Origin of the sequence: Candidatus Zinderia endosymbiont of Aphrophora alni (genome assembly GCF_964019745.1) — a bacterium.
GTDB lineage: Bacteria > Pseudomonadota > Gammaproteobacteria > Burkholderiales > Burkholderiaceae.
This window is the reverse complement of the sequence record NZ_OZ026462.1, coordinates 53904-78855: the sequence shown is the minus strand read 5'-3', so window position 1 is coordinate 78855 and position 24952 is coordinate 53904. Positions and strand designations below refer to the sequence as shown.

The window sequence follows — 24952 nt, the reverse complement described above, 5'->3', positions numbered from 1 at the left end:
TTATTTTTTATTTTTTAAAGAAAGATATAATTTTGCAATTTTACAAGATATTTTTTTAATACGATATATATAATTAATTTTTTCTATTGCAGAAATAGTACCAGTAGCTTCTAATAAATTAAAAATATGTGTTGATTTTAACATCATTTCATATGATGGAAAAATTAATAATAAATTAATTAATCTTTTTGATTCTTTTTCATATATATTAAATGTTTCTAATAAAATTTTTTTATTATAAAAATTAAAATTTAATAATGAAAATTCATATTCATTTTGAATAAATAATTCTTTATATAATATTTTTTTAATTTTATTTTTATTTTTAATTTCTGTCCAAATTAAATTGTTAATATTTTTATTATTTTGTAAATGCATAGCAAGTCTTTCTATGCCATAGGTAATTTCACCTAATATTGGATTACAATTTATACAACCAACTTGTTGAAAATATGTTATTTGTGTTATTTCTATACCATTTAATTTTACTTCCCATCCTACCCCCCATGAACCTAATGTTGGATTTTTCCAATTATCTTCTATAAATCTAATATCATTATTTTTAAAATTTAATTTTAAAAATTTTAATGAATTTATATATAAATCTAAAAAATTATCTGGAGTAGGTTTTAAAACTACTTGATATTGAAAATAATTTTGAATTTTATTAAAATTTTTTCCATATTTTCCATCTTTAGGTCTTCTAGAATTTTGTATATAAGCAGCTTTCCAATGTTCTGGTCCTATAGCTTTTAAAAAAGTTGCTGTATGTGATGTACCGGCACCTATTTCTATATCATATGGTTGTAATAATATACATAATTCTATTGATAAAAAAAATTGTTTTATAGATATAAAAGCTGGTGCTGGAGGTATAGATGCAGAAGATTGGTCTTTTATATTATTACGTCAATATTTAAAATATTGTGAGAGAAAAAAATTTAAAACTGAAATTATGCATAAATCTTATGGTGAAAAAAATGGTATAAGATTAGCAACAATTAAAGTAAAAGGTAAATATGCATTTGGTTTTTTAAAAACTGAAACAGGTATTCATCGTTTAGTAAGAAAATCTCCATTTAATTTTTCAAAAAATAGACATACTTCTTTTGCTAGTTTATTTGTATATCCTGATTATGAAAATTTAATAAAAATTACAATTGATATTTCTAGTGTAAAAATTGATACTTATAAATCTTCAGGTGCTGGTGGACAACATGTTAATAAAACTGATTCTGCTGTTCGTTTAACTCATATTCCTACTGGAATAGTAGTTAAATGTCAAAATAGTCGAAGTCAATATCGTAATAAAGTTACTGCATGGAATATGTTAAAAAATAAATTATATAATTTTGAAAAAAATAAACAATTAATTAAACGTAAAAAAATTGAAAATTTGAAATCTAATATAAGTTGGGGGCAACAAATTAGATCTTATATTTTAGATAAATCATTTATTAAAGATTTAAGAACTAATTATCAAACTAATGATATAAAAGGTACTTTAGATGGTAAAATAGATAATTTTATTTATGAATTTTTAAAATTAAAAGTATAAAATATATTTATATTTATTTTTAATATAATTTTAAAAATTTATTTAATTTATAAAAAAATGAATATTTTTTCAGAAATTAATAATAGAAAAAAAAAATTAGATTTAATGATTTCTCAAGGTTTTAATTTTCCTAATAATTTTATTCCTAAAAATAAAACATATTTTTTATGTAAAAAATATAATAATTTTGATAAATTAATTTTAGAAAAAAAAAAAATTAATGTTTCTATAGCCGGTAGAATATTTACTAAACGAATTTTTGGAAAAGCAATTTTTGCTTTAATTAGTGATTTTTCAGGATCTTTTTTAAATGGAAAAATTCAAATATATATTAATTATAATATATTAGGTAAAATTGGATTTAATAATTTTAAAAATTATGATTTAGGAGATATTATTGGAGTATGTGGAATTTTATTTAAAACTAATACAAATGAATTAACTATAAAAGTTAATAAAATTTTATTTATTAATAAATCTATTCATCAAATTTCAAGTAAATTTTATGGTTTATCAAATAAAGAAATTAAATATCGTAAACGATATTTAGATTTAATTATAAATCCTAAAGTAAGATTAGTTTTTAAAATTAGATCTTCTATTATTTCTTTTATTAGAAAATTTTTAGAAAAAAATGATTTTTTAGAAGTTGAAACACCAATGTTTCATAAAATTCCTGGAGGAGCTTCAGCTAAACCATTTATTACATATCATAATTCTTTAAATATGAAAATGTTTTTAAGAGTTTCTCCAGAATTATTTTTAAAAAAATTAATTGTTGGTGGTTTTAATAGAATTTTTGAAATTAATAGAAATTTTCGTAATGAAGGTTTATCTATTTTTCATAATCCTGAATTTACTATGTTAGAATTTTATTCAACTTATGTTGATTATAAATGGTTAATGATTTTTATTGAAAAAATTTTTAAAAAATTAACTTTTTTTTTATATAAAAAAAATATAATAAAATATCGTGAAAAAAAAATAGATTTTTCTAAACCTTTTAAAAGATTTACTATTATTGATGCTATATTAAATTATACAAATTATACTATATTTCAATTAAATAATATTTCTTTTTTATATTTAGAATTAAAAAAAATTAGTTTAAAATTAAATAAAAAAATTATTAAAAATTTAGATATGGATTTATATCAAATGCAATTAATTTTATTTGATATAACAACAAAATCTAAAATAATTAATCCTACTTATATTATAGATTATCCAGTTTCTGTTTCTCCTTTAGCACGTTTATCAAATATTAATAAAAATATAACTGAACGTTTTGAATTATTTATTTATGGTTGTGAAATAGCTAATGGTTTTTCTGAATTAAATGATTCTAAAGAACAATCTAAAAGATTTTTAAAACAAATTATAAAACATAAAAATATTAATATTAAAAATATTAAAAAAAAAACATTTAAAAATAATAAATATTATGATAAAGATTATATTAATGCTTTAGAATATGGTATGCCACCTACAGCTGGATGTGGTATTGGTATTGATCGTTTAGTTATGATTTTAACAAATTCTTTTAGTATAAAAGATGTAATTTTATTTCCTTATTTACGAAATATTTAATTTATCTTTATAATTTTAAAAATTAATTAATTTGTATTTTTAAGTAATCTTTAATTCCAATTATATTAATAATATTTAATTCAAATTTTATCCATTTTATATGTTTAATAGAATCATATAAAATTTCTTCTAAAAGTATTCTTGTGATATAATCATATTTTTTTTCACATATAAGTATATTTTTTTTAAGATTTTTTTGAATTTTTTTTTCAAAATATAAATTATTTTTTAAAATTTCTTCTATATTATTACTAAATATAAATTTATTTAAAATTTCAATATTGGGTTTACCTTCAAGAGTTAATATTCTATTTAAAATTTTTTTTGCATGTTTTAATTCTTCTTTTGATTCATTTTTTTCTTTTAATGCAATTTTTTTATAACCTAAATGTTTATAAATTATAGAATTTAAAAAATATTGATTACTTGCTATTAATTCATTAATTAATTGATCATTTAATAAATTAATAATTTTTAAATTATTCATAATAATTTTCCTTTTTAAAATATATTTTAATAAATAAAAAATATTGTTATATATATAATTAATTTGTATATTATTATTTAATAATCCCTCCTCCTAAACATATATTTTTATTATATAATACTATTGATTGTCCTTTAGCTGCACCCCATTGAGGTTCTATAAAATATAAAATATATAGTTTGTTATAATAATATATAATACATTTTGAATCTTTTTGTCTATATCTAATTTTTGCTTTTAATATTGAAAAGTTTTTAGGTGCTTTACCTGATATCCAATGAGTTTTATATATTATAATTTTATATGATAATAACCATGGATGATTATGACCTTGTACAACATATAAAATATTTTTTTTTATATTTTTTTTAGCAACATACCAAGGAGTATTTTTTTTTTTTATATATATATTTTTTTTTATACCACCAATACCTATACCTTTTCTTTGACCTATAGTATAAAAACTTAATCCTATATGTTTTGAAATTGTTATTCCACTTGTAGTTTTTATTGGCCCAGGATTATAATTTATATAATTATTTAGAAATTTTCTAAATGGTCTTTTACCTATAAAACAAATCCCAGTAGAATTTTTTTTGTTTACATTAGGAAATTTAAGTTTTTTAGCAATTTCTTTAATTTTTGTTTTATAGAAATTTCCTATAGGAAAGATACTTTTTGATAATTGTTTTTGATTTAATCTATATAAAAAATAACTTTGATCTTTATTTAAATCTTTAGCTTTTAATAATTTATATTTACCTTTTAAAGTTTTTTTTATTCTAGCATAATGTCCTGTGGCAATTAAATTAGTTTTTAAGATAGAATTTGCATAATTTAAAAAAAAATTAAATTTAATTATAGAATTACAAGTTATATCTGGATTAGGTGTATTACCTTTTTTATATTCTTTTATAAAATTTGAAAAAATATATTTTTTATATTCTTTTGAAAAATTTACTATTTTAATATTTATTCCTATAATATCTGCTATGCTTATAGCATCAATTAAATCTTTTTTATTATTACAAAAATTATTTTTTTTTTTATTATCATTCCAATTATTCATAAATAAACCTATTACTTCATATCCTTGTTCTTTTAAAATCCAAGCTGATACTGAAGAATCTATACCTCCAGACATTCCTAATATTATTTTTTTTTTTTTCATTTTTAAATAAAAATTATATTTAATTTTTTTTTTATTAATTATATATAATAATATAAATTATTATAAATATAAAATATTTATATATTTTTTATATAAATAATATAAAAATAATATTTTAATATTTTAAGTAAAAATATAATTTTATATATAAAAAATATGAAAAAAAATAAAAAAAAAAATTTTTCTCAAAATTTTTTAATAGATAAAAATATTATAAAAAAAATAATTTCATTTTTAGATTTTAAAAATGATGATTTAGTTATTGAAATTGGTCCTGGATATGGTAATATTACTAAATATTTATTAAAATTTTTAAAAAAAATTTATGTTATAGAAATAGACAAAAATTTAGTTAATTTTTTAAAAAAAAAATTTTTTTTAAAAAAAATAAAAATTTATTTTTTAGATGTTTTAAATTTTAATTTTTTAAATTTTTTTAATAGATTTAAAAAAAAAATTAGATTAATAGGAAGTTTACCATATAATATTTCTAGTTTACTTTTATTTTATCTTATACAATTTTCCAATTTATTAATAGATCAACATTTTATTTTACAAAAAGAATTTGTGGATCGTATGATAGCTAAACCAGGAAATAAAAAATTTGGTCGTTTATCTATTATGTTACAGATTCATTTTAAAATAAAATTATTATTTTTAATTAATCCTGAATCTTTTAAACCTAAGCCTAAAGTAAAATCAGCTATGGTTCGTATAATTTCAAAAAAAATACTTATTAAATATAATATATTTTTTTTAAATAAAATTTTAATTAAAGCCTTTTCAAATCGTAGAAAATTTATTTTTAATTGTGTTAGTAATTTTTTTTCTAAAGAAGATTTTATTTTTTTAAAAATTAATCCTAAATTAAGACCAGAAATGTTAACAATAAAACAATATATTTTATTATCAAATTTTTTAAAAAAAAAAAAAAATTAATTTTTTTTTAAAAAATTTAAATTTATAATTTTATTTAACATATTATATATATTTTTTAATATTGCTTTTCTATTATTTTTATAATTTATATTTTTTGAATTTATTTTTATTTTTTTAAAAAATTTTTCTATATATTTATTAAAAATTAATAATTTATTAAATATATTAATATATTTTTTTTTTTTAATATTAATATTAATTAATTTTTGTGTTTTTATAATTTTATTATAAATATATATTTCATATTTTTTTTTTAAATATTTTTTATTTATATAAATATTTTTATTAAATTTTTTTAAAATATTTATAATTCTTTTATTAGAAATAAATAAATTATTATATTTTATTGAAAAATTAATTATTTTTAATGTTTTTAATTTATAAATTATATCTCCAATAATTTTTGGTTTTTTAGAAATTATAGATTTTATTTCATTTTTTTTAAAATTATATTTTAATAATAATTTATTTAATTTTTTATAAATAAAATTATATATATTCATATATTGATTCTTAAAAATATTATTTTTTTTAAAACTATTAATAGTTTGTTTTATTAACATTGGTATAGATAATAATAATTTTTTTTCTATTAATATTTGTAATAATCCAATTATATTTCTTTTAATTTTAAAAGGATCTTTATTATTTTTAGGTTTAAAACCTATATTCCAAATACCAATTATAATTTCTAATTTGTCTGCTATAGAAATTATTATTGAAATTTTTAAAAATGGTAATTTATCATTAAAAAATTTAGGTAAATAATGTTCTAATATAGATTTAGCAACTTTTTTATTTTCTCCATCATATATTGCATAATATTTTCCTATAATTCCCTGTAAAATTGGAAATTTTTTTACTATTTTAGTAGTAAGATCAATTTTAAATAGAGATAAACTTCTTTTTAGCAAATATTTATTACATTTAATAATATTGGAAATATCTATTGATATTTTTTTTATTCTTTTTATTCTTTGTAATTGATTTCCTAATTTATTATGATAAATAATATTTTTTAATAATTTTTTTTTTTTATATAATGTAGTTTTTTTATCTTTTTTAAAAAAGATTTTTATTTCTGATAATATATAAAAAATTGATTTTTCATATTCTTGAATAATATTTTTAAAATTTTTAGTGTTAGAGTTACAAACTATAAGAAAATATTTACATATTTTATTATATTTATTTTTTAAAATAAAATGTTTTTGAAAATTTTGAATTATTATTTTTATACATTTTTTTGGAAGTTTTAAAAAAACTTTATTAAACGCACATTTATATACTGTTGGCCATTCAATAAGAGCTGTAATTTCTTTTAATAATTTTTTGTTTATAGATAATTTATAATTTTTAGCTTTTTTAAATAAAAGATTTTTTATTGTTAATAATCTTTGAGAAAAGTTTGGTATTACTTTACCTTCTTTTATTAATATTTTAGAATAATTATTTGCATTATTAATATTTAAAATATTATTTTTAATAAATCTATTACCATAAGTTATAGAATTTGAATTAATATGAAGAATATTTAATGAAATTATTTTTTTACCAAAAATAATTAATAAATTTTTTATTGGTCTAATAAATTCAATAATTTTTATGAAATTTTTATTTATTTTTTTATTATATTTCATAAATCTATAAATAGATAATTTTTTTATAGAATTTTCTAATACATTTTTTAAAAAATATTTTAAATATATATTTTTTTTTTTATAATAAAAAAATAATTCCTTTTTATTATTTTTATTTTTTTTTTTTATTTTATTAATAGAAATTTTATAAAAATTATTAATTTTAGAAATTATTGAAATTTTTTTTATTAAAAAAAAAGTTGGACGATTATTTTTATCAAAGGCTATATTTTTAGATAATATTTTTTTTTTAAAAATTAAACTTTTAGATTTTTTTTTTACATTTTTTATATATATACCTATTCGTCGTATTGTTGAATATGTTTCTATATATGAATTTTTTTTTATAAAATTTTCTAATTGTAATTTATAAATAATATTTTTTGTAAATGTATTTTCTATATTTAATAAAATTTTATGAGGTAGTTCTTCTGTCATTAATTCTATCAAAAGATTTTTTTTTATCATTTTAAATTATTAAAATATATTATATATAAATTTATTTATTTTTTATTTTTTAAAGAAAGATATAATTTTGCAATTTTACAAGATATTTTTTTAATACGATATATATAATTAATTTTTTCTATTGCAGAAATAGTACCAGTAGCTTCTAATAAATTAAAAATATGTGTTGATTTTAACATCATTTCATATGATGGAAAAATTAATAATAAATTAATTAATCTTTTTGATTCTTTTTCATATATATTAAATGTTTCTAATAAAATTTTTTTATTATAAAAATTAAAATTTAATAATGAAAATTCATATTCATTTTGAATAAATAATTCTTTATATAATATTTTTTTAATTTTATTTTTATTTTTAATTTCTGTCCAAATTAAATTGTTAATATTTTTATTATTTTGTAAATGCATAGCAAGTCTTTCTATGCCATAGGTAATTTCACCTAATATTGGATTACAATTTATACAACCAACTTGTTGAAAATATGTTATTTGTGTTATTTCTATACCATTTAATTTTACTTCCCATCCTACCCCCCATGAACCTAATGTTGGATTTTTCCAATTATCTTCTATAAATCTAATATCATTATTTTTAAAATTTAATTTTAAAAATTTTAATGAATTTATATATAAATCTAAAAAATTATCTGGAGTAGGTTTTAAAACTACTTGATATTGAAAATAATTTTGAATTTTATTAAAATTTTTTCCATATTTTCCATCTTTAGGTCTTCTAGAATTTTGTATATAAGCAGCTTTCCAATGTTCTGGTCCTATAGCTTTTAAAAAAGTTGCTGTATGTGATGTACCGGCACCTATTTCTATATCATATGGTTGTAATAATATACATCCATATTTTTCCCAAAATTTATTAAGTTTAAATATAATTTTTTGTATAGTTATCATTTTTTAAAATAATATAATTTATAATATATTATATTAAAAATTAATAATATATGGATTTTTAAATCCTATTTTTTTTAAAATTTTTATTTCTTTTTTTTTCATTTTTTTTAAAGTTTTTTTATTATTATGTTTATAACCTTGTATATGTAACATCCCATGTATTATTAAATGAATTATATGAAATAAAAGTGTTTTTTTTTGTTTTTTTGCTTCTTGTATTATTTTTTTTATACATAAAATTATATCAGCTTTTATATTTTTTTTTTTTATATATGTAAAAGTTAAAATATTAGTTATTTTTTTTTTTTTTCTATATTTAAAATTAAGTTTTTTAATTTTTTTTTTTTTACATTAATAATTGAAATCTCTGTTTTTTTTTTAAAAATTAAATTCCCACATTTATATATTATAAAATAAGGTATAATTTTATTTATATATTTATTATAATAATTAATATATATTTTATTTTTTTTTTTCATATATTTTTATATAATAAATATTATTTATATTATTTTACCTTCTAAATAAAATTGAAAAGCTTTAGTAATTTTTATAGGTATAATTTTACCTATAATTTTTTTTTTATTTTTTTTTATATAAAAATTAACTATTTTATTATTTTCTGTTTTACCTGTTAATTTTAAAGGATTTTTTTTTGATATATTTTCTACTAAAACATATTGTTTTGAACCTATCATATTTTTATTAATTTTATAAATATTTTTTTTAATTATTGTTTGTATATATTGCAATCTATATTTTTTAATTATTTCAGGAATGTTATTTATAAATTTTGCTGCTAATGTTTTAAGTCTTGGACTATATATAAAACTATAACTAGTATCAAATTTTATCTCATTAATTAAATTTATTAATTTTTTAAAATCATTATCATTTTCTCCAGGAAAACCAATAATAAAATCAGTTGATATTGATATATTAGGTTTTATTTTTTTTATTTTATATATAATATTTTTATATTCTTCTATAGTATAACCTCTACGCATTTTTTTTAAAATTTTATTAGAGGCATGTTGTACTGGTAAATAAATATGATTACCTAATTTAGAATTATTAATATAACTATTAATTAATTTTTCTGTAAATTCTTTAGGATGATTTGTGATAAATTTTATTCTTTTAATTTCTGGGATTTTTGAAATATATTTTATTAAATCAGAAAAATCTTTTTTTTTATTATTTTTAAAATTTTTAAAAGCATTAACATTTTGCCCTAATAAAATAATCTCTTTTTTCCCTTGTTTTATAAATTCTTTAATTTCTTCTAAAATATTTTTAATATTTCTCGAAATTTCTTTTCCTCTAGTTTGTGGTACTATACAATAACTACAAAATTTATTACATCCTTCCATTATTGTTAAAAAAGCTGTTGGATTATTATTTTTTTTTTTTTTTTTAATTATTAAAAATTTTTTTAAAATTGTAGAATTTATTTTTATTTGTTTTTTATTTTTTTCATGATTTTTAATCATTGTTGGTAACATATGTAATGTTTTAGGACTAAAAATTATATCAACTAAAGGTGATCTTTTAAAAATTTTTTCTTTTTCTTCTTGCGCAACACATCCTCCAATACAAATTAAAAATTTTTTTTTTTTTTTAAGTTTTGAAATTCTACCTAATTCAGAAAAAAATTTTTCTTTTGCTTTTTCTCTTATTGAACATGTATTTAATATAATTATATTAGCATCTTCTTTATTTTTTATTTTAATAATTTTAAAATATATATTTAATATTTCTAAAATTTTTTTTGAATCATAAACATTCATTTGACAACCAAAAGTTTTAATATATATTTTATATTCCATATATTTATATATTTTAGTGATAGGTGGAATTGAACCACCACTCTCAGCGTTATGAGTGCTGTGCTTTAACCATTTAAGCTATATCACTAATATTTAGTTTAAAATAATTTTTATATTATGTTATAATTATATTTAATATTTTTTTTTTATTATTATTTCTAATATTTTTTTTTTTTTATATATTAAAAACATAATTTTTTATTTATAAAATATAATTTAAATTTTTTTTATTCTTGTAAATATTTTATCTTAAATAAAATCTATTATTCTATTTTATGGATAAATTTCCAATTTCAAATTTTTCTCAATATATTTCTCATCATTTAAAACATTTTTCTACTTATAAACAAATTAAAATTATTGATTTTTCTATAATTAATATAGATACTATTTTTTGGTCTTTATTTTGTGGTATTTTCCCATTTTTTTTAATATTTATTATTTATTATTTTTCTAATGTTAAAAAACCAAATAAATTTCAAATTTTTTTAGAATTATTATTTGAAATTGTTAATTCAAATGTTAAAAGTATTATTAATAAAAAAAAAAATAAATTTATTGTATCATTATGTTTAACTATACTTATTTGGATTTCTTCTATGAATTTATTAGATCTTATCCCTGTTGATTTGATATCTAATATATTTTTTTTATTTTCTGGTAAATATATTCATCAACGTATTGTTCCTACAACTGATTTAAATTGTACTTTAGGTATATCTTTAGGAGTATTAATAATAATTTTATATTTTAATATTAAAAATAAAGGTTTTTTAAATTTTTTATATGAATTATTATTTTTTCCATTAGGAAAATGGTTATTACCATTTAATCTTTTATTAAATATTATTGAATTTATATCTAAAACAATTTCTTTAGGTATGCGTTTATATGGTAATATGTATGCTGGAGAATTAATATTTTTATTAATAGCTTTATTAAGTTTAACTTCTAGTTTTTTAGGTTGTATTTTACAAATTTTTACTGGTACTATTTGGGCAATTTTTCATATTTTAATTATATTTTTACAAGCTTTTATTTTTATGATGTTAACTATAGTTTATATTAATCAATCATATGAATTTCATGTTTAAAAAATAATAAATTATTTAAAAGAATTTTATGACTGATGTTTCTTTTGTAGCTTTATCTTGTGGTTTAATTATAGGTTTAGGTTCAATTGGTGCTTGTATTGGTGTTGCTATAATGGGAAGTAAATATTTAGAAGCTTCTGCGCGTCAACCAGAATTAATAAATATTTTACAAACTAAAATGTTTTTATTAGTAGGTTTAATAGATGCTGCTTTTTTAATAGGTGTTGGTATTGCAATGTTATTCGCTTTTGCTAATCCTTTTATTAGTATTAAATAATTTTTATAATTATTAATATATAATATTATTATTTATAATAACAATATTTACAATATTTATGAATTTAAATTTAACATTATTTATAGAATTTATAATATTTTTTATATTAGTTGGTTTTGTTTATAAATTTATTTATCCATTATTAAATAAAATTTTAGAAAAAAGAATAAAAAATATTACAGAAAATTTATCTATAATAAAACAAAATAAATTAAAAATTCAAAAAATTAAATTAAAAATTAAAAAAAAATTATTAAATTCTAAAAAAGATGCTTTGAAAATTATTCAAGCTTCTGAAAAGGAATCAAAATTTATTATAATAAATGCAAAAAAAAAAGCTTCTAAAGAAGTTTTAAAAATTTTTAAAAATGCTAAAGAAAAAATTAATCAAGATATTTTTTTAGCAAAAAATAATTTAAAAAATGAGATTATTTCTTTAACTTTTAAAAGTTTAGAAAAAATTTTAGAAAAAGAAATTACTAATAAAGATAAAAATAAATTTTTAAATAAATTGAATTTTACAAAAAATATTTTTAATGATTAAAGATGATTTTTATTTATATTTTTATTCTCGTGCTTTGTTTGAAATAGTAATTACTGAAGAATTAGTTGTTTGGTTAAAATTAATTAAAAAATTAAAGCAAATTTTAATTTGTCCTGAAATTATAAATTTTTTAAAAAATTCATTTATATCTTTTAAACATAAATTTTTAATTCTTTTAAATTTTTTAGATCAAGATATTATTAATAATAAAAAAATTATTAATTTTATTAAAATTTTAATTAAAAATAAAAGAATAATTTTTTTTTCGAAAATTGTAAATTTTTTTTTTCTTTTAATAAATATTTATAAAAATGTTAAAAATATTAAAATTGTTACTGCTTATATTTTATCAAAAAAACAAATATTAAATTTAATATATAAAATAGAAAAATTTTTTTGTTGTAAAATTAAATATAAAATTATTATAAATAAATCTATTATTGGTGGTATTTTTATTATTATTAATGATAATATTTATGATGTTTCTATTAAAAATAATTTAAATATTTTATTTAAAATTTTAAGTAATTAATTTTAAAATCTTTATATATATTAAAAATATGCAAATTAATATTTCTGAAATTAGTGAAGTAATTAAAAAAAAAATTGAATCTTTTAAATATATTACAGAAATTAAAAATCAAGGTGTAGTTCTTACTGTTTCTGATGGTATTTGTAATGTTTATGGTTTGTCTAATGTTATGCAAGGAGAAATGTTAAAATTTTCTAAAGGTGAAATAGGTTTAGCTTTAAATTTAGAAAGAGATTTTGTAGGTGTTGTAATTTTAGGTTCTTATGAAAATATTTCTGAAGGTGATTTAGTTATATGTACTGGTAGTATTTTAAAAATTCCAGTTAGTAATAAATTATGTGGACGTGTTATTAATGCATTAGGAAACCCTATAGATGGTAAAGGAGAAATTTATTGTGATTCTTTTTTACCTATAGAAAGAATAGCACCAAGTGTTATTGATAGAGAATCTGTTTCTGAACCTTTACATACTGGTTTAAAATCTATTGATTCTATGGTACCTATTGGTAAAGGTCAACGAGAATTAATTATTGGAGATAGACAAACAGGAAAAACTACTTTAGCTATAGATACAATAATTAATCAAAAAAATCAAAATATGATTTGTATTTATGTTGCTATTGGACAAAAAGCGGCTTTTATTAAAAGTATTGTAAATTTATTAACTATTTATGAAGCTATAAATTATACTATAATTGTTGTAGCAACAGCTGCAGAATCAGCTGCTATGCAATATATTTCTCCTTATTCAGGTTGTACTATTGGTGAATATTTTCGAGATTTAGGACAAGATGCTTTAATAATTTATGATGATTTATCAAAACATGCTATAGCATATCGTCAAATATCATTATTATTAAGAAGACCACCTGGTAGAGAAGCTTATCCTGGTGATATTTTTTATCTTCATAGTCGTTTATTAGAGCGCGCTTCTAGAGTTAATATAAATTATATAGAAAAAATTACTAATGGTAAAATATGTGGTAAAACAGGTTCTTTAACAGCTTTACCGATTATTGAAACACAGTCTGGAGATATTTCTGCATTTATTCCTACTAATGTTATTTCTATAACTGATGGACAAATATTTTTAGAAACTTCTTTATTTAACGCTGGTATTCGTCCAGCTATTAATGCTGGTATTTCTGTTTCTAGAGTTGGTGGTGCAGCTCAAACAAAAATTATTAAAAATTTATCTTTAAATATTAGAACTAATCTTGCACAATATAAAGAATTAGAAGCATTTTCTCAATTTTCTTCTGATTTAGATAAAAGAACAAAGGAACAATTAAATAGAGGTTCTCGTGTTATAGAAATATTAAAACAAGAACAATATTCACCATTGCCTTTTTATTTAATAGCTATTAGTTTATTTGCAGTAAATTTTGGTTTTTTAGATGATATAGAAATTAAAAATATATTAATTTTTGAAAAAAAATTACATTCTTTTATGATTAGAAATAAAATGGATTTATTAAAAAATATAAAAAAAAATATGTTAATAAATAAAAAAATAGAAAAATTATTAAATAATTCTATTATGGAATTTAAAAAAAATTTTATATAAATATTATATGTCTATAGCAAAAGAAATATCTATAAAAATAAATAGTATAAAAAATACTAAAAAAATTACAAAAGCTATGGAAATGATTGCAGTATCTAAAATGCATAAAATACAAAAAAAAATGTTTTTAATTAGAAATTATTATAATAAAATTAAAAAAATTATATTTAATTTATTATTTTTAAATATAAATTATAAACATGATTTTATTTTTAAAAAAAATAATTCTAAAAAAGTTGGATTTATTATAGTATCTACAGATAAAGGATTATGTAGTGGAATTAATTCTAATTTATTTAAATTATTTTTTTTAAAAATTAAAAAAAAAAAAATAAATAAAAAAAATATTAAAATTGTATCTATTGGTAGTAAAAGTTTTAATTTTTTTACACATTTAAATTATAAAATAATTTCTTATGTAAATAATATAAATGAATTTTCAATTTTTAAAAAAATTATTGGACCTATTAATTCTATTATTAATTTATATAATAAAAATAAAATTAAAATTATATATTTATTATATAATAAATGTATTAATACTTTTAAACAAGAACCTTTAATTAAACAACTTTTACCAATAAAAAAAAATTATAAAAATTTTAATAAAAAAAAAAAATATAATAATAATTATTTATTTGAACCAAATAAAAAAAAAGTTATATCTAAATTATTAATTCGTTATTTAGAAACAATTGTTTTACAAGCTGTAATTGAAAATATAACTTCAGAACAATCAGCACGTATGATAACAATGAGTAATGCTAGTAATAGCGCAGATAATATTATAGATAATTTAAAATTAAAATTTAATAAAACTCGTCAATATTTTATAACTAATGAATTATCAGAAATTATTTCAGGTTCTATGAATATATAATATTTTTTATAATTTTTAAAAGGATAAAAAATATGATTAATGGGAAAATTATACAATGTATTGGATCTGTTGTAGATGTTGAATTTTCAAAAAAATTTATTCCTAAGATTTTTGATGCTTTAATAGTAGAAAATTTAAAACTTACATTAGAAGTACAACAACAAATAGGGGATGGAATAGTGCGTACTGTTGCTTTAGGAGAAACTAATGGTTTATGTCGTGGAATGATAGTTAAAAATACTCAAAAAACTATTATGGTTCCTATAGGAATTTCTACTTTAGGAAGAATTATGAATGTTTTAGGAGAACCTATAGATAATTTAGGAATAATAGAAAGAAAAAATATTGCTTCTATTCATCGTTCTCCTCCAACTTTTGAAGAATTATTGTATTCTCAAGAATTATTAGAAACTGGAATTAAAGTTATAGATTTAATTTGTCCTTTTATAAAAGGTGGAAAAGTTGGTTTATTTGGTGGTGCTGGTGTTGGTAAAACAGTAAATATGATGGAATTAATTAATAATATTGCTAAAGTTCATAGTGGATTATCAGTTTTTGCAGGTGTTGGTGAACGTACTCGTGAAGGTAATGATTTTTATAAAGAAATGTTAGAAGCAAAAGTTATTAATTTATCTGATTTAACTTTATCAAAAGTTTCTATGGTATATGGTCAAATGAATGAACCTTCTGGAAATCGTTTAAGAGTTGCTTTAACTGGTTTAACAATTGCTGAAGGTTTTAGAGATTTAGGAAAAGATGTTTTATTTTTTATTGATAATATTTATCGTTATACATTAGCAGGGACAGAAGTTTCAGCTTTATTAGGTAGAATACCTTCTGCTGTTGGTTATCAACCTACTTTATCAGAAGAAATGGGACGTTTACAAGAACGTATAGCTTCTACAAAAAATGGTTCTATTACTTCTATTCAAGCAGTTTATGTTCCTGCAGATGATTTAACAGATCCTTCTCCTGCTACAACTTTTGCTCATTTAGATTCAACTATTGTTTTATCAAGAGAAATAGCATCATTAGGAATTTATCCTGCAGTTGATCCTTTAGAATCTACTTCTCGACAATTAGATTATAAAATAATTGGAAAAGAACATTATAATGTTTCTAAATCTGTTCAAAAAATATTACAACGTTATAAAGAATTAAAAGACATTATAGTTATTTTAGGAATTGATGAGTTATCAATAGAAGATAAATTAATAGTTTCAAGAGCAAGAAAAATACAAAGATTTTTATCTCAGCCTTTTCATGTTGCTGAAGTTTTTACAGGAATTTCTGGTAAATATGTTACTCTTAAGGAAACTATAAAAGGTTTTAAAATGATTTGTGAAGGTGATTTAGATAATTTACCGGAACAAGATTTTTATATGGTTGGTAATATTCAAGAAGTTATAAATAAATCTAAAAAAAAATAAATTTATGCAAAATAAAAAAAAATCTTTTATAAAAATAAATATTCTTTCTGTAAAAGAAAAAATTTTTTCTGGATTAGTAAAATTTATTGTAGTACCATGTACTTTAGGTCAAATTGGTATTTTTCCTAATCATATTCCTTTTATTTCTTTTATAGTTCCTGGGATTATTAAAATAAAATTTTATGAAAAAAAATATAATGAATTTATTTTTGTTTTTGGTGGATTTATAGAAATTAGATTAAATAAAGTAAATATTTTAGTTGATATAGCTGTTAGGAATGCTCATTTAGATAAAAATAGATCTATTATAGCAGAAAAACTTTCTAAAAATATTAAAAATAAAAATAAATTATCATTAATACAAGCAAATTTAAATATTGTTTTATCAAAATTATCTTTTTTAGAAAAATATAAAAAATAAATAAATTATATTTATAATATTTTTATTTTAAAAATAAAATTAATAATTTTATATATAAAAATATTAAAATTTTTTATTTTTTTAAATTTTATTATTATTTTTTTAGAAATATTTTAAATTTTTATTAATTATTAAATATTTTAAAAATTTTTTTAAAAAAAATTTTTTTAAAAAATATATATTTTTAAAAATATATTAAAATATAAAATATTTTTTTAATATTAATAAATAATTTTTATATTTTAATAATAAATATTTTTATTAAAATTAATTATGATTCATAAATTAGTTATTGCTTTATCAAAAGGTAGAATTTTGAAAGAAACAATTTTATTATTAAATTCTATTGGAATTTTTTTTAAAAAAAAATATTTATTATCACGTAAACTTATTTTAAAAACTAATAATTCTAATATAAAAATTATTTTGGTAAGAGCTTTTGATGTACCTATATATGTTAATTATGGTGTGGCTGATTTAGGTATTGTTGGTAGAGATGTTTTATTTGAGCATAATTTAAAAAATTTATATCATTTAACTGATTTAAAAATTTCTAAATGTAGATTATCTATTATTTCAAAATCAAATTTTGATTATTTGAAATTTATTAATTCTGGTTTAAAATTATGTGTTGCTACTAAATATATTAATATTACTCGTAAATATTTTTTATCTAAAAATATTAATATAAATTTAATAAAATTAAGTGGTTCTTTAGAATTAAGTCCTTTAATAGGTTTATCTAATATAATTGTGGATTTAATAGATACTGGTTTAACTTTAAAAGAAAATAATTTAATAGAAATAAAATGTATTTTAAAAGTTTCTTCACAATTAATAATTAATAAATCATCATTAAAGTTTAAAAATAATTTTTTACAGTCAATATTTAAAATTTTTAAAAAAAATATAAATTTATAAGATATATAAAAAATATAATTTTTTTTAATGAAAATTAAAATTAAAAAACTTATTTCAAAAGATGAAAATTTTAAAAAAAAACTTTATTTAATATTAAAAAAAAAAAATAATATTTTAAATGAAAATGTAGATTTAGAAGTTGCAAAAATATTAGATAATGTTAAAAAATATGGTGATAAATCTATTATTGAATATACAAATTTTTTTGATAAATTAAATATTTCTTGTGTATCATCTTTAAAAATAAGTTTGAATGAATTAAAAAAATCTTTAAAATTTATTTCAAAAAAAAATTTAGATTCTTTATATGTTGCAGCTGATAGAATTAGAAAATTTCATGAATATCAAAAATTAAATAGTGGTCTTGAAGGTTTTTCTTATATTGATAAAAATGGTAATACTTTTAGTCAAAGAATATTACCTATAAAACGTATTGGAGTTTATGTACCAGGAGGTACAGCTTCTTATCCTTCATCAGTTTTAATGAATGTAATTCCTGCTAAAGTTGCTGGTGTAAAAGAAATTATTATGATGGTTCCTACTCCTCATGGTATAAAAAATCCTTTGGTTTTTGCAGCAGCTTATATATCTGGTATTAATGAAGTTTTTACAATAGGTGGAGCGCAGGCTATTGGTGCTTTATGTTATGGAACTAAAAATATTAAAAAAGTTGATAAAATTGTAGGTCCTGGTAATATTTATGTATCATCTGCAAAACGTAAAGTTTTTGGTTCTGTAGGTATTGATATGATTGCTGGACCTTCAGAAATTGTAATTATTTGTGATGGAAATACAAATCCGGAATGGATTGTAATGGATTTATTTGCTCAAGCAGAACATGATATATTATCACAATCTATTTTAATTTGTCCTGATGAAAAATATTTATTAATTATTGAAAAAATAATTAATAAAAGAATTAATAATATGTTACGTAAAAATATTATTTATAAATCTATAATTAATTATGGATTATTTATTAAAACCAATAATCTTAAAGAAGCTTGTAAAATTTCTAATATTATAGCTCCAGAACATTTAGAAATTTCTACTAAAAATCCTAATAAATATTTAAAATATATTTCTAATGCTGGTTCTATATTTTTAGGTTCATTTTCATCAGAATGTATAGGTGATTATTGTGCAGGACCTAATCATGTATTACCTACTTTACAAACTTCTAGATTTTCTTCTCCTCTTGGAGTTTATGATTTTATAAAACGTTCTAGTATTACTTATATAAATAAAATTAGTGCAAAAAAATTAGGTAATTTTGCTTCAAATTTAGCTTTATGCGAAGGACTTCAAGCACATTCTATGTCGGTTTTATCTAGAATTTAATTTTTTTATATAATATATATAATATATAAAAATTATATATAATATTTAATTATTAAAAATAAATTTATTTTTAGGATAAATAAATGTGTTTATTAAGAACTGCAAAATATTTTCATAAAACAAGAGAAACAGAAATTTATATTAAAATAAATTTAGATGGTATTGGAAAAACTAATTTAAATACTAGTATTCCTTTTTTAGATCATATGATAAATCAAATTTCATGTCATGGTTTAATAGATTTAAATATTAAAGCGTTTGGTGATTTAAATGTAGATTACCATCATCTTGTTGAAGATATTGGTATTACATTTGGGAAAGTTTTTAAAAAAGCAATTGGTAAAAAAAAAGGTATTTCTAGATATGGTTTTTCATATATCCCATTAGATGAATCTTTATCACGTGTTGTTATTGATATTTCTGGTAGATCTTATTTAAATTATAATGTTTCTTTTTTAAATTCTTATATAGGTTTTTTTTGTTTAGATTTAATTGTAGAATTTTTTATAGCTTTTGTAAATAATGCTAAAATTACTTTACATATTGATAATTTAAAAGGTGTTAATAGTCATCATCAATGTGAAAGTATTTTTAAAGCTTTTGGTCATGCATTAAAAATGGCAATTTCTTTTAATAAACGTATATGTGGTATTATTCCTTCTACTAAAGGTAAATTATAAAAAATTAAATTTTGTTTTTTTTATTTATATGAAAAAAATTATAATAATTAATTATGGTTCTGGAAATGTATATTCAGTTGCAAATGCTATTTCTAATATTGATAAAAATATAAATATTAAAATATCAAAAAATATTAAAGAAATACGAACAGCAGATAAAATAATTTTACCTGGACAAGGTGCTATTTCAAATTGTATGAAACTTTTAAAAAAAAATGATTTACATAAAGAAATAATAGATTTTGCTAAAAAAAAACCTTTATTAGGAATATGTGTTGGAGAACAAATGTTATTTGATTGGAGTGAAGAAAATAATTTTACTAAATGTTTAGGAATATTATCAGGGGGTGTTATACGTTTTAAATTTAAAAAAAATTTATATCAAAAAAATAAATTAATATTTAAAATTCCTCATATTGGATGGAATACAGTTATACAAAAAAAAAAACATTTTTTATGGAAAAATATTAAACAAAATTCATATTTTTATTTTGTACATAGTTATTATGTTAAAGCTAATAATAATTCTGATATAATAGGTGAAACTTTTTATGGTAAAAAATTTATTTGTGCAGTAGTAAAAAATAATATTTTTGGTACTCAATTTCATCCAGAAAAAAGTTCTTTTTCTGGTTTACAATTATATAAAAATTTTATTAAATGGAATCCATAAATATTTATTTATATTATATTTTAAATTTTTTAAAAAAAATATGTTATTAATTCCAGCTATCGATATAAAAAATGGTTTTTGTGTAAGATTAAAACAAGGAAATATGAATAATATTACTATATTTTCTAAAAAACCTGAAAAGTAGTTTTACATTGGTTAAATCAAGGTTTTAATAATTTACATGTAGTAGATTTAGATGGGGCTTTATTTGGATATGCAAAAAATTATTTATATATTTATAAAATTTTAAAAATTATAAAAAAATTTCGTTATAAAAATAAAAATAGAAAAATTTCTATTCAATTAGGTGGTGGTATACGTCAAATTGAAATTATTGAAGATTATATTAAAAATGGAATTTCTAAAGTTATTATTGGTACTGCTGCTATTAAAAGTTTTAATTTTTTAAGAGAAATATGTTCAAAATTTTCTAATAAAATTATAGTTAGTCTTGACGTTAAAGATGATTTAGTTGCTATTGATGGATGGAAAAATTTTAAATATATAAATTTTATAGATTTAGCAAAAAAAATAATAGATTGTGGTTGTAATTGTATTATATATACAGATATTAAAAAAGATGGTATGATGAGTGGTGTAAATATTAAGAATATTTTACTTTTAAGTAAGTCAATTTCTAAATCTATTATTGTTTCTGGAGGTGTATATAATATTGAAGATATTGAAGATATTTGTAATTTAAAATGTAATAATATTAAAGGTATAATTTGTGGTAGATCTATTTATGAAGGTACATTAAATTTAAAAATTGCTCAAAAAGTTATTAATAATTATTTTCCTTTATAAAATATAGATTATAAGTTTATAAATATTATGAATTTAGTTAAAAGAGTTATTCCTTGTCTTGATATAAAAAATAAACGTGTTGTTAAAGGTATAAATTTTAAAAGTTTAAAAGATGCAGGAGATCCAGTTGAGATTGCAAATATTTATAATGATCAAGGAGCAGATGAAATAGTTTTTTTAGATATAACTGCTTCTTTAGAAAAAAGAGAATTAATTTTAGAAATAATAGAAAATGTAGCTAAAAAAATTTTTATTCCTTTAACAGTTGGTGGAGGAATTAAAAATATTAAAGATGTTAATAAATTATTTAATTCTGGTGCTGATAAAATTTGTGTTAATACATCTGTTATTTATAATCCTTCTTTACTTTTAGAAATTTCTAAAAAATATGGTTCTCAATGTGTAGTAGTGGCTATTGATGTAAAAAAAAATATTAATAATTTTTGGGAAGTTTTTTCTCATGGTGGTCATGTACCTACTGGTATTAATGTTAAAAAATGGATTAAAAAAATTATTAAATTAGGAGCAGGAGAATTATTAATTACTAGTATGGATAGAGATGGAACTTATAATGGTTTTGATATTTCTTTATTATCTTTTATTTCAAAATTTACAACAATTCCAGTTATTGCTTCAGGTGGTGTTGGTAAATTACAACATTTAGTTGATGGGATAAAACTTGGAAAAGTTGATGCTGTTTTAGCAGCAAGTATTTTTCATTATGGTAAATTTTCTATACAAGATGCAAAAAAATTTTTATTAGAAAATAATATTCCTGTTAGATTATAAAAATTGAATTTATTTTTTCGAGAAAAGTTTTTAAAAAAAATAAAATGGGATAAATTTGGATTAATTCCAGCTATAGCTCAAGAAATTAATTCTAAAAATATTTTAATGCTTGCTTGGATGAATAAAGAAGCATTAATAAAAACTATTTATACAAAAAATGCGGTTTATTGGAGTCGATCTAGAAAAAAAATTTGGATCAAAGGAGAAAAATCTGGACATTTTCAAAAAGTTCATGAAATAATATTAGATTGTGATAAAGATTCTATTTTATTAAAAATTACACAAAAAAAAAAAACTGCTTGTCATACGGGTAATTATTCTTGTTTTTTTATAAGATTACTATAATATTTTAAAAATATATAAAATTTATAAAAAAAAAATATGAATAATATTTTAAATTTTTTAGAAAAGTTAATAAAAAAAAAAAAAGAATCTAAAAATAATACTATTAAAAATTCTTATACTTTATATTTATTAAATAAAAATGATGATTTTATTTTAAAAAAAATAGGTGAAGAATTAACGGAAGTTATTTTAGCGGCTAAAAATTCCAGGATTGATAATAATAATAAAGAATTGATTTATGAATGTTCAGATTTATTATATCATTTTTCTATAATGTTATTTAAATTTAAGATTAAAAATAAAAATTTATTTTTAGAATTATTAAGAAGAAAAAATAAATCTGGATTTCAAGAAAAAAAAGATCGTTTTGATAATAATTAAACATTATATATATTCGTTGCTATAAATTTATTTAAAAAATAATTAATTATTTTTATTAAAATAAAATAAATTAATAAATTAATATTAACACCTAAAATAGTTGTAGTGTTATTAAATATTTGTATTTTTTTTAAAATGTTAAAATTTATTAAATAAATAAAATAATTTAAATTAGAAAAAGGTTTTAGAAAATTTATTATTATTTCTAATATCATTATAAATGACATTATATCTAAAAAATATTTTATAAAAATTAATGTTGAAATAGTAGTAATAAGATATATATTATAACGTAAATAATAACCGTAATAATAAAGAACAAATAAGTTTATGGAAAAAAAACAACAAATAGTATTTGTCCATTCTTTTTTTTCTTTATAAATTTTTTTAATAAAAATATTTAATGGTCTAGTAAACCAATAAGAAATTTCATTAACAAAAAAATTAATAAAATTTGGTATAGGAACATTATTTTTGCATTTTTCAATTTGTTTTTCTAAAAAAAATCTTAAAATTAAAAGTAAAAGTAAAAAATTTATAATTCTTTTTATTGTTAACATATTTTATTTTTATATATAAATTTTTTTTTTATTAATCCCATTTTAATATATTACTAGTTTGATATTCAATATTTCTAGTTTCAAAAAAATTTTTTGATTTTTTTAAATCTATTGTTTCACTTATCCAAGGAAATGGATTAATTATTTGATTAAACATTTTTTCTATTCCAATTTGTTTTAAACGTCTATTTGCAATATATCTTAAATAATTTTTAAATGTTTCGGAATTAATTCCTAAAATGCCTCTAGGCATTGTATCATCTGCATATTTATCTTCTAATTTTACAGCTTTTAAAAATAATAATTTTATTTCTTTTTTAAATTTTTTAGTCCATAAATGAGGATTTTCAATTTTAATAGTATTAATTAAATCAATACCAAAATTACAATGCATAGATTCATCTCTTAAAATATATTGATATTGTTCTGATGTAGCAGGCATTTTATTTTGTCTTCCTAAAGCTAAAATTTGAGCAAATCCAATATAAAAAAAAAGACCTTCCATAATACAAGCAAAAATTATTAATGATTTTAATAAATTTTTATCATTTTTAATAGTTCCAGTATTAAATTTTGGATTTGTTAATGTGTCTATAAAAGGAATTAAAAATTCATCTTTTTCTTTTATAGATTTAATTTCATGATAAGAATTAAAAATTTCTAATTCATCTAAACCTAAAGATTCTACTATATATTGATATGCATGTGTATGTACTGATTCTTCAAAAGCTTGTCTAAGTAAATATTGTCTACATTCTGGAGCAGTTATATGTCTATATGTACCTAAAACAATATTATTAGCTGCTAATGAATCAGCAGTAACGAAAAAACCTAAATTTCTTTTTATTAAATGACGTTCATCTTTTGATAAAAAAGTTGGATTTTTCCATTGTTCAATATCTTTTTGCATATTAATTTCATTAGGCATCCAATGATTTGAACAACTTTGTAAATATTTTTGCCAAGCCCATTTATATTTAAAGGGTATTAATTGATTTACATCAGTTTTACCATTAATAATACGTTTTTTTGTTACATCAATTCTTCTAATACTTTGGAATTTTTTCATATGTTAAATTATAAAAAAAAATAAAATTTTTAAAAATTTTTACTTGTT

The 24952-nt window shown here is 17.5% G+C and carries 25 protein-coding genes, 1 tRNA gene and 4 pseudogenes; 20 read left to right on the top strand and 10 right to left on the bottom strand.

What is annotated here, in order from left to right:
- Positions 1-789 carry a glycine--tRNA ligase subunit alpha gene (locus AACL00_RS00375; RefSeq protein ID WP_339045127.1) on the bottom strand — a complete coding sequence of 263 codons (789 nt, stop codon included), beginning with the start codon at positions 787-789 and terminating at the stop codon, positions 1-3.
- A 31-nt stretch (positions 790-820) separates the two neighbouring features.
- Here AACL00_RS00375 and AACL00_RS00370 point away from each other — a divergent pair.
- Positions 821-1558: pseudogene (locus AACL00_RS00370) on the top strand (peptide chain release factor-like protein); the annotation flags it as partial.
- 57 nt (positions 1559-1615) lie between these two features.
- Entirely contained in the window at positions 1616-3148 is a 1533-nt protein-coding gene (lysS, locus tag AACL00_RS00365) for a lysine--tRNA ligase (protein ID WP_339045047.1), read from the top strand.
- A 22-nt stretch (positions 3149-3170) separates the two neighbouring features.
- Here the strand turns inward: lysS and bfr are convergent, their stop codons facing one another.
- Positions 3171-3635, bottom strand: a complete 465-nt coding sequence (gene bfr / locus AACL00_RS00360; protein WP_339045046.1) for a bacterioferritin — start codon at positions 3633-3635, stop codon at positions 3171-3173.
- 73 nt (positions 3636-3708) lie between these two features.
- Positions 3709-4806 carry a tRNA 2-thiouridine(34) synthase MnmA gene (gene mnmA, locus AACL00_RS00355; RefSeq protein ID WP_339045045.1) on the bottom strand — a complete coding sequence of 366 codons (1098 nt, stop codon included), beginning with the start codon at positions 4804-4806 and terminating at the stop codon, positions 3709-3711.
- A gap of 156 nt (positions 4807-4962) precedes the next feature.
- Between mnmA and rsmA the strand changes: the two genes are divergently transcribed.
- On the top strand, positions 4963-5745 hold the full coding sequence (rsmA, locus tag AACL00_RS00350; protein ID WP_339045044.1) for a 16S rRNA (adenine(1518)-N(6)/adenine(1519)-N(6))-dimethyltransferase RsmA: 783 nt from the start codon (positions 4963-4965) through the stop codon (positions 5743-5745).
- On the opposite strand, the gene glyS is transcribed toward rsmA, so the two are convergent.
- From glyS to AACL00_RS00325, 5 genes and pseudogenes are all read right to left on the bottom strand, one after another.
- Positions 5742-7853, bottom strand: coding sequence for a glycine--tRNA ligase subunit beta (glyS, locus tag AACL00_RS00345; RefSeq protein WP_339045043.1), 2112 nt, complete (start codon positions 7851-7853; stop codon positions 5742-5744). The genes rsmA and glyS overlap by 4 nt on opposite strands.
- Before the next feature lie 35 nt (positions 7854-7888).
- Positions 7889-8764, bottom strand: coding sequence for a glycine--tRNA ligase subunit alpha (locus AACL00_RS00340; RefSeq protein WP_339045042.1), 876 nt, complete (start codon positions 8762-8764; stop codon positions 7889-7891).
- A gap of 33 nt (positions 8765-8797) precedes the next feature.
- Positions 8798-9103, bottom strand: a pseudogene (gene ybeY / locus AACL00_RS00335) (rRNA maturation RNase YbeY); the annotation flags it as partial.
- Between the two features lie 164 nt (positions 9104-9267).
- Positions 9268-10593: a tRNA (N6-isopentenyl adenosine(37)-C2)-methylthiotransferase MiaB gene (gene miaB / locus AACL00_RS00330; protein WP_339045041.1), complete on the bottom strand. Its 1326-nt coding sequence runs from the start codon at positions 10591-10593 to the stop codon at positions 9268-9270.
- 14 nt (positions 10594-10607) lie between these two features.
- Positions 10608-10681, bottom strand: a tRNA-Met gene (locus AACL00_RS00325).
- Between the two features lie 187 nt (positions 10682-10868).
- Between AACL00_RS00325 and atpB the strand changes: the two genes are divergently transcribed.
- From atpB to hisE, 17 genes and pseudogenes are all read left to right on the top strand, one after another.
- Positions 10869-11687 (top strand): F0F1 ATP synthase subunit A, encoded by an 819-nt coding sequence (gene atpB / locus AACL00_RS00320; RefSeq protein WP_339045040.1) that lies wholly within the window; start codon positions 10869-10871, stop codon positions 11685-11687.
- Positions 11688-11715: 28 nt separating this feature from the next.
- Positions 11716-11964 carry a F0F1 ATP synthase subunit C gene (gene atpE, locus AACL00_RS00315; RefSeq protein WP_339045039.1) on the top strand — a complete coding sequence of 83 codons (249 nt, stop codon included), beginning with the start codon at positions 11716-11718 and terminating at the stop codon, positions 11962-11964.
- 58 nt (positions 11965-12022) lie between these two features.
- Entirely contained in the window at positions 12023-12508 is a 486-nt protein-coding gene (gene atpF / locus AACL00_RS00310; RefSeq protein WP_339045038.1) for a F0F1 ATP synthase subunit B, read from the top strand.
- Positions 12501-13040, top strand: coding sequence for an ATP synthase F1 subunit delta (gene atpH / locus AACL00_RS00305; protein WP_339045037.1), 540 nt, complete (start codon positions 12501-12503; stop codon positions 13038-13040). Before atpF ends, atpH begins: the two co-directional genes overlap by 8 nt.
- A gap of 28 nt (positions 13041-13068) precedes the next feature.
- Complete coding sequence (atpA, locus tag AACL00_RS00300; RefSeq protein WP_339045036.1) at positions 13069-14607, top strand: F0F1 ATP synthase subunit alpha; 1539 nt, start codon at positions 13069-13071, stop codon at positions 14605-14607.
- Between the two features lie 7 nt (positions 14608-14614).
- Positions 14615-15487, top strand: coding sequence for an ATP synthase F1 subunit gamma (gene atpG / locus AACL00_RS00295; RefSeq protein WP_339045035.1), 873 nt, complete (start codon positions 14615-14617; stop codon positions 15485-15487).
- Between the two features lie 32 nt (positions 15488-15519).
- On the top strand, positions 15520-16917 hold the full coding sequence (gene atpD / locus AACL00_RS00290) for a F0F1 ATP synthase subunit beta (protein WP_339045034.1): 1398 nt from the start codon (positions 15520-15522) through the stop codon (positions 16915-16917).
- Between the two features lie 4 nt (positions 16918-16921).
- Positions 16922-17338 carry an ATP synthase F1 subunit epsilon gene (gene atpC / locus AACL00_RS00285; RefSeq protein ID WP_339045033.1) on the top strand — a complete coding sequence of 139 codons (417 nt, stop codon included), beginning with the start codon at positions 16922-16924 and terminating at the stop codon, positions 17336-17338.
- A gap of 273 nt (positions 17339-17611) precedes the next feature.
- Positions 17612-18259, top strand: a complete 648-nt coding sequence (gene hisG / locus AACL00_RS00280) for an ATP phosphoribosyltransferase (protein WP_339045032.1) — start codon at positions 17612-17614, stop codon at positions 18257-18259.
- A 27-nt stretch (positions 18260-18286) separates the two neighbouring features.
- A complete protein-coding gene (gene hisD, locus AACL00_RS00275; protein ID WP_339045031.1) occupies positions 18287-19600 on the top strand; it encodes a histidinol dehydrogenase in 1314 nt (437 codons plus the stop codon).
- 83 nt (positions 19601-19683) lie between these two features.
- The gene (gene hisB / locus AACL00_RS00270; RefSeq protein ID WP_339045030.1) at positions 19684-20280 is read left to right on the top strand and encodes an imidazoleglycerol-phosphate dehydratase HisB; all 597 of its coding nucleotides are present in this window, start codon (positions 19684-19686) and stop codon (positions 20278-20280) included.
- 28 nt (positions 20281-20308) lie between these two features.
- Positions 20309-20953, top strand: a complete 645-nt coding sequence (gene hisH, locus AACL00_RS00265; RefSeq protein WP_339045028.1) for an imidazole glycerol phosphate synthase subunit HisH — start codon at positions 20309-20311, stop codon at positions 20951-20953.
- Between the two features lie 40 nt (positions 20954-20993).
- Positions 20994-21098 (top strand): HisA/HisF-related TIM barrel protein, encoded by a 105-nt coding sequence (locus AACL00_RS00260; protein ID WP_339045027.1) that lies wholly within the window; start codon positions 20994-20996, stop codon positions 21096-21098.
- A 59-nt stretch (positions 21099-21157) separates the two neighbouring features.
- Positions 21158-21760 (top strand): annotated as a pseudogene (locus AACL00_RS00255) (HisA/HisF-related TIM barrel protein); the annotation flags it as partial.
- 27 nt (positions 21761-21787) lie between these two features.
- The gene (gene hisF, locus AACL00_RS00250) at positions 21788-22549 is read left to right on the top strand and encodes an imidazole glycerol phosphate synthase subunit HisF (RefSeq protein WP_339045026.1); all 762 of its coding nucleotides are present in this window, start codon (positions 21788-21790) and stop codon (positions 22547-22549) included.
- Between the two features lie 3 nt (positions 22550-22552).
- Positions 22553-22879, top strand: a pseudogene (hisI, locus tag AACL00_RS00245) (phosphoribosyl-AMP cyclohydrolase); the annotation flags it as partial.
- Positions 22880-22930: 51 nt separating this feature from the next.
- Positions 22931-23275 (top strand): phosphoribosyl-ATP diphosphatase, encoded by a 345-nt coding sequence (hisE, locus tag AACL00_RS00240; RefSeq protein WP_339045025.1) that lies wholly within the window; start codon positions 22931-22933, stop codon positions 23273-23275.
- Here the strand turns inward: hisE and AACL00_RS00235 are convergent.
- A complete protein-coding gene (locus tag AACL00_RS00235) occupies positions 23272-23835 on the bottom strand; it encodes a hypothetical protein (RefSeq protein ID WP_339045024.1) in 564 nt (187 codons plus the stop codon). The genes hisE and AACL00_RS00235 overlap by 4 nt on opposite strands.
- Before the next feature lie 31 nt (positions 23836-23866).
- Positions 23867-24904, bottom strand: a complete 1038-nt coding sequence (locus tag AACL00_RS00230) for a ribonucleotide-diphosphate reductase subunit beta (protein WP_339045023.1) — start codon at positions 24902-24904, stop codon at positions 23867-23869.
- Positions 24905-24952 lie beyond the last annotated feature (48 nt).

What these genes read in the sequence shown, in the direction of transcription:
- miaB (WP_339045041.1), bottom strand. Translation starts at nt 10,593, where the DNA reads ATGGAATATAAAATATATATTAAAACTTTTGGTTGTCAAATGAATGTT.
- bfr (WP_339045046.1), bottom strand. Translation starts at nt 3,635, where the DNA reads ATGAATAATTTAAAAATTATTAATTTATTAAATGATCAATTAATTAAT.
- hisE (WP_339045025.1), top strand. Translation starts at nt 22,931, where the DNA reads ATGAATAATATTTTAAATTTTTTAGAAAAGTTAATAAAAAAAAAAAAA.
- atpC (WP_339045033.1), top strand. Translation starts at nt 16,922, where the DNA reads ATGCAAAATAAAAAAAAATCTTTTATAAAAATAAATATTCTTTCTGTA.
- atpE (WP_339045039.1), top strand. Translation starts at nt 11,716, where the DNA reads ATGACTGATGTTTCTTTTGTAGCTTTATCTTGTGGTTTAATTATAGGT.
- AACL00_RS00230 (WP_339045023.1), bottom strand. Translation starts at nt 24,904, where the DNA reads ATGAAAAAATTCCAAAGTATTAGAAGAATTGATGTAACAAAAAAACGT.
- lysS (WP_339045047.1), top strand. Translation starts at nt 1,616, where the DNA reads ATGAATATTTTTTCAGAAATTAATAATAGAAAAAAAAAATTAGATTTA.
- atpG (WP_339045035.1), top strand. Translation starts at nt 14,615, where the DNA reads ATGTCTATAGCAAAAGAAATATCTATAAAAATAAATAGTATAAAAAAT.
- mnmA (WP_339045045.1), bottom strand. Translation starts at nt 4,806, where the DNA reads ATGAAAAAAAAAAAAATAATATTAGGAATGTCTGGAGGTATAGATTCT.
- hisB (WP_339045030.1), top strand. Translation starts at nt 19,684, where the DNA reads ATGTGTTTATTAAGAACTGCAAAATATTTTCATAAAACAAGAGAAACA.
- atpA (WP_339045036.1), top strand. Translation starts at nt 13,069, where the DNA reads ATGCAAATTAATATTTCTGAAATTAGTGAAGTAATTAAAAAAAAAATT.
- hisD (WP_339045031.1), top strand. Translation starts at nt 18,287, where the DNA reads ATGAAAATTAAAATTAAAAAACTTATTTCAAAAGATGAAAATTTTAAA.
- AACL00_RS00235 (WP_339045024.1), bottom strand. Translation starts at nt 23,835, where the DNA reads ATGTTAACAATAAAAAGAATTATAAATTTTTTACTTTTACTTTTAATT.
- hisG (WP_339045032.1), top strand. Translation starts at nt 17,612, where the DNA reads ATGATTCATAAATTAGTTATTGCTTTATCAAAAGGTAGAATTTTGAAA.
- atpB (WP_339045040.1), top strand. Translation starts at nt 10,869, where the DNA reads ATGGATAAATTTCCAATTTCAAATTTTTCTCAATATATTTCTCATCAT.
- glyS (WP_339045043.1), bottom strand. Translation starts at nt 7,853, where the DNA reads ATGATAAAAAAAAATCTTTTGATAGAATTAATGACAGAAGAACTACCT.
- hisH (WP_339045028.1), top strand. Translation starts at nt 20,309, where the DNA reads ATGAAAAAAATTATAATAATTAATTATGGTTCTGGAAATGTATATTCA.
- atpD (WP_339045034.1), top strand. Translation starts at nt 15,520, where the DNA reads ATGATTAATGGGAAAATTATACAATGTATTGGATCTGTTGTAGATGTT.
- AACL00_RS00260 (WP_339045027.1), top strand. Translation starts at nt 20,994, where the DNA reads ATGTTATTAATTCCAGCTATCGATATAAAAAATGGTTTTTGTGTAAGA.
- rsmA (WP_339045044.1), top strand. Translation starts at nt 4,963, where the DNA reads ATGAAAAAAAATAAAAAAAAAAATTTTTCTCAAAATTTTTTAATAGAT.
- AACL00_RS00340 (WP_339045042.1), bottom strand. Translation starts at nt 8,764, where the DNA reads ATGATAACTATACAAAAAATTATATTTAAACTTAATAAATTTTGGGAA.
- atpF (WP_339045038.1), top strand. Translation starts at nt 12,023, where the DNA reads ATGAATTTAAATTTAACATTATTTATAGAATTTATAATATTTTTTATA.
- hisF (WP_339045026.1), top strand. Translation starts at nt 21,788, where the DNA reads ATGAATTTAGTTAAAAGAGTTATTCCTTGTCTTGATATAAAAAATAAA.
- atpH (WP_339045037.1), top strand. Translation starts at nt 12,501, where the DNA reads ATGATTAAAGATGATTTTTATTTATATTTTTATTCTCGTGCTTTGTTT.